General features: G+C 71.3%; 3 protein-coding genes. All 3 read left to right on the forward strand.

Features of this window, described 5'->3' with window-relative positions; genetic code table 11:
* Nucleotides 1–1,362 (forward strand): TIGR02680 family protein (locus B9S61_RS23675; protein ID WP_103544069.1); only part of this gene is annotated, 1,362 nt, incomplete at its 5' end.
* Complete coding sequence (locus B9S61_RS23680) at nucleotides 1,359–2,657, forward strand: TIGR02679 family protein (protein WP_103544070.1); 1,299 nt, start codon at nucleotides 1,359–1,361, stop codon at nucleotides 2,655–2,657. The genes B9S61_RS23675 and B9S61_RS23680, both read left to right, overlap by 4 nt.
* Nucleotides 2,658–2,910: 253 nt before the next feature.
* Nucleotides 2,911–3,300 carry a transposase gene (locus tag B9S61_RS23685; protein WP_103544071.1) on the forward strand — a complete coding sequence of 130 codons (390 nt, stop codon included), beginning with the start codon at nucleotides 2,911–2,913 and terminating at the stop codon, nucleotides 3,298–3,300.
* The last annotated feature ends 463 nt before the right edge of the window (nucleotides 3,301–3,763 follow it).

Consider the following 3,763-nt stretch of genomic DNA (forward strand, 5'->3'; position numbering starts at 1 on the left):
CGCCGCACCGTCCGGGCCCTGGAGGAGGCCCTCGGCGCCACGGAGCAGCAGATCCTCGCCCACGAGGCCGAGGCGAAGCGCCGCCTGGACGCCGTGGGACGCCAACTCCCGCGCCTGCGGGACGACCGTGGCGAGGTGCACGACCGGCGCGTACGGGCGGAGGAGGACGACAGGAAGCGGCGCGAGACCCTCGCCGCCCAGGAAGAAGAGGTGCTGGCCTGCGGCAGACGACTGCGCGCGGCACTCGCGCTGCCGGGTCTGCTGCGCGGAGCGGGGCTCGACGCCGACGCGGACGAAGGCGCCCTGAAGTCCCCGGACCCCGTCCACCACGACGTGCGGGAGCGCGTCACCGCACTGGACCGGCTGACCGGCGCCGTGTGCCGCGGCCTGGACGCCGAGCGGCACGACCTCTCGGACACCGCCCTCCTCAACCGCCACACCGAACTGCGTGACCAGCTCTCCGGCGGCTACGACGCGACCCTGGAGGAACACGACGGCATCAAACTGTGCCGGCTCGTCAACGACCAGGGCCCGAGCGACGTCGCCCAGGTCGGCGCGCGCATCGCGGCCGAGGCCGCCGAGGCGCGCGACCGCCTCACGGAACGCGAGAGCGAGGTCTTCCAGCGCTTCCTGGCCGGAGAGCTGGGCGACCACCTGTCCGCACAGGTGCTGGCCGCCGGCGCCCTGATCACCGCCCTCAACACCACCCTCGCCACGGTCCGCACCTCGCACGGCCTGGGCGTCACCCTCGACTGGAAGCTCGCCGACGGGGTGGAGGCGGACGTCAAGGCGGCCGTCGACCTCCTGCGCAGCCCTTCGGGCCTGCGCACCCGCGAGCAGTCCGAGCAGCTCCGGGACGTCCTCCAGCGCCGTATCGAGGACGCCCGCCGCGCCGACCCGGCCGCCGGTTACGCCGCCCACCTGCGCACCGCCCTGGACTACCGCGGCTGGTTCACGTTCACCCCCTGGGTGGTGGACGACGCGGCACCCGGCAGCCGCCGCAAGCTCTCCGGCCGCACCGGCCTGAGCCAGGGCGAACAGCGGGTCCTGTCCTACCTGGTCCTCTTCGCCGCGGCGGCGGCGCACTTCACCGGCCTCGCCGACGCCGTCCCGCACGCCCCCCGCCTGATCCTCCTCGACGACGCGTTCGCCAAGGTCGACGAGCCCACCCACGCCCGCCTCGGCCGCATCCTGGTCGATCTGGACCTCGACTTCGTCCTCACCAGCGAACGTCTGATCGGCAACTGGCCCGACGTACCGTCTCTCCACATCTACGAGTGCCTGCGCGACCCGCACGTACGGGGCGTCGCGACGCTCCACTACACGTGGAACGGACGGCAGCGGAGACTGATGCCGGTATGAGCCGCCCTGGACGCGTCGACGAAGGCTGCCTGGACGCCGAGACCCTCGCCTTCCTCACCCGGCCGGGCCTCACCCGCCTCTGGACGGCCGTACGCACCCGCCTCGAACGCCAGGGCCTCCAGCCGACCGGCACCATGAGACTCCAGCACCTGGACGCGCAGGAACGCGAGGCACTCTCCCTCCTCCTGGCCCGGCCGGTCACCGGCCCCACCGCCACCGTCCGCCTGCCGGACCTGGACACCCGCCTGCGCGCCAGCGCGGCCGGCCGGGGCCTGGCCGCGACCCTGGAGGCGCTGGGCCCGCCCCTGACGGACCGCAGGGCGCTCCGCGACGCGGCGGCGGCCGAACGGGCCCGCGTCTGGTCCACGGCCCGGACCGAGCTGGAATCCACCTCCCTGTCGTCCCATTCCTGGACGGCACAGTGGCTGGAGGACCTCCGACGCGGCGGCACCCTCACCCGCCAGGACCTGCACACCGCGACCACAGTCGTCACCCAGGCGATCCGCACCCTGGCGACCCTCTTCCCGGACGGCGACGCACACCCCGCCCGCGCCTCCTGGGGCCGCGGCGAACTGGCCACCCGAGCCACCGGCTCCGCCCACGGCCTGGACGACAGCACCCTGCTGTCCCGGCTGGTTCTCCGGGGCATAGCCCTGGCGCACGACACGGAGTTCCCCACCGACGCCCCCACCCGCCGCGCCCTGTGGCGCACGGCCTCGGTCACCCCGGACGAGGTCTCCAGCACGGTCCTCACCTACGGCCTGCGCCCCACCGGCGGCACCTGGCAGGAGAGGGCCCTGCTCGACCGCGCCGACCACCACATGGAGACCCACCTGACCCTGCGCGACCTGCGCACCCTTCACCTGACGATGCAACCCGGCACCCGGGTCCACGTCTGCGAGAACCCCCGCGTGGTCGAGGCCGCCGCCGACGCCGCCCGCACGGCACCCCTGGTCTGCACCTCGGGCAGCGCGACGACGGTCGTCCTCACCCTCCTCGACACCCTGGCGGCGTCCGGCTGCACCTTCGCCTACCACGGCGACTTCGACTGGCCCGGCATCACCCTCGCCAACCGCATCACCCGGCGCTGTGCCGCCGAGCCGTGGCGTATGCGCGCCCGCGACTACGAGTACCTGGCGACCCGCACCCGCCTGCACGGCACCCCGCACCTCCCCCTCACCGGCCCACCGGTGGAAGCCGCATGGGACCCGGAACTGGCTCCCGCCATGGAGGCGTCGGGCATCGCCCTGCACGAGGAGGCGGCGCTGGACCTGCTCCTGGAGGACCTCGGGTGAAGGGCTCAGGCGCCTCGCGAACGCAGTGACGGACTCGCTGACGACGACAGTCACTGCCCATCCATGACGCAGGTCGGCGTCGGTCTGGTGACCGTTTCTTGCCGTCGAGGTAATCTGAAAACTCAGTCAATCAATCGCTCGCAAGAATGTGTGCGAAACGGAGTGCTGTGGCGTACCCCTCTCTGACAGTCTCGTGTGAGACGTCCGGTGTGTCCGGGTTACGTTGGATGGGTGAGATGAGGAGTCCTTCAGCATGGCCAGTACCACCCCCGCGCCCGACCAGGGCGGCGACCCGGCACCGAAGCCGAAGCGGCGCACGTTCTCCGCCGAGTACAAACTGCGGATCGTCGCCGAGTACGACGCCGCTCCGAACGGCGAGAAGGGCGCGATCCTGCGCCGTGAGCGGCTGTACCACTCGCACATCATCGAGTGGCGCCAGGCCCGCGACGCCGGGGCGATGGCCACGCTGACCGACCGGCGAACCTCTCCGGCCCGGCCGAAGAAGGCCCCCGAGCAGGCCGAGGTGGAACGGCTGCGCAAGAAGGTCGCCCGGCTGGAGAAGGACATGGCCAAGCGGGACGCCGCACTGGACGTCCTGGGAAAAGGTGTGCCACGAACGCGGGAGGCCGCAATGGGTAGTTGAGCGGCTGAACACGATGCTGTGCGAGCGATGAAGGTAGGCCCTTCGGAGCCGCCCTGCGGGGGGAGGCTTCAAACCGCCACATGCTGCGGAAGTGGTGACGCGACCGTGGTGAGCGATGTGGAAAAGGCGTCCAAGAGGGCGTCAGGTGGGGATCAGGAAGACGGAGCGCAAATCCCCGTGAGGGGGACGCTGTTGACGCGTCGTTAAGGATTGAAATGGCATCAAAACCGGGGGTTACTTTTTGCCCCGGGATGAGCCTGGCGGATACCCGATCTACTGGCCAGGTGGTGCCCGGCGTGGAGGCGACGTGATCCTGGTCTGCGGCGCTCGTAGGGAACGTGGGAAGACACGAACTGATGCTGCGGTAGCCCGTTTTGGATGATGCCGCGTAAGGGAGGACCTCAAGCGGACAACCCGCGAGAGGCAGAGTACCGATGCAGATCGTGTTGGCGGACCGGTTCGT

The sequence above is a fragment of the Streptomyces sp. SM1 genome (assembly GCF_002910825.1).
In the GTDB taxonomy this organism is placed as follows: Bacteria; Actinomycetota; Actinomycetes; order Streptomycetales; family Streptomycetaceae; genus Streptomyces; species Streptomyces okerensis.

What these genes read in the sequence shown, in the direction of transcription:
- B9S61_RS23680 (WP_103544070.1), top strand. Translation starts at nt 1,359, where the DNA reads ATGAGCCGCCCTGGACGCGTCGACGAAGGCTGCCTGGACGCCGAGACC.
- B9S61_RS23685 (WP_103544071.1), top strand. Translation starts at nt 2,911, where the DNA reads ATGGCCAGTACCACCCCCGCGCCCGACCAGGGCGGCGACCCGGCACCG.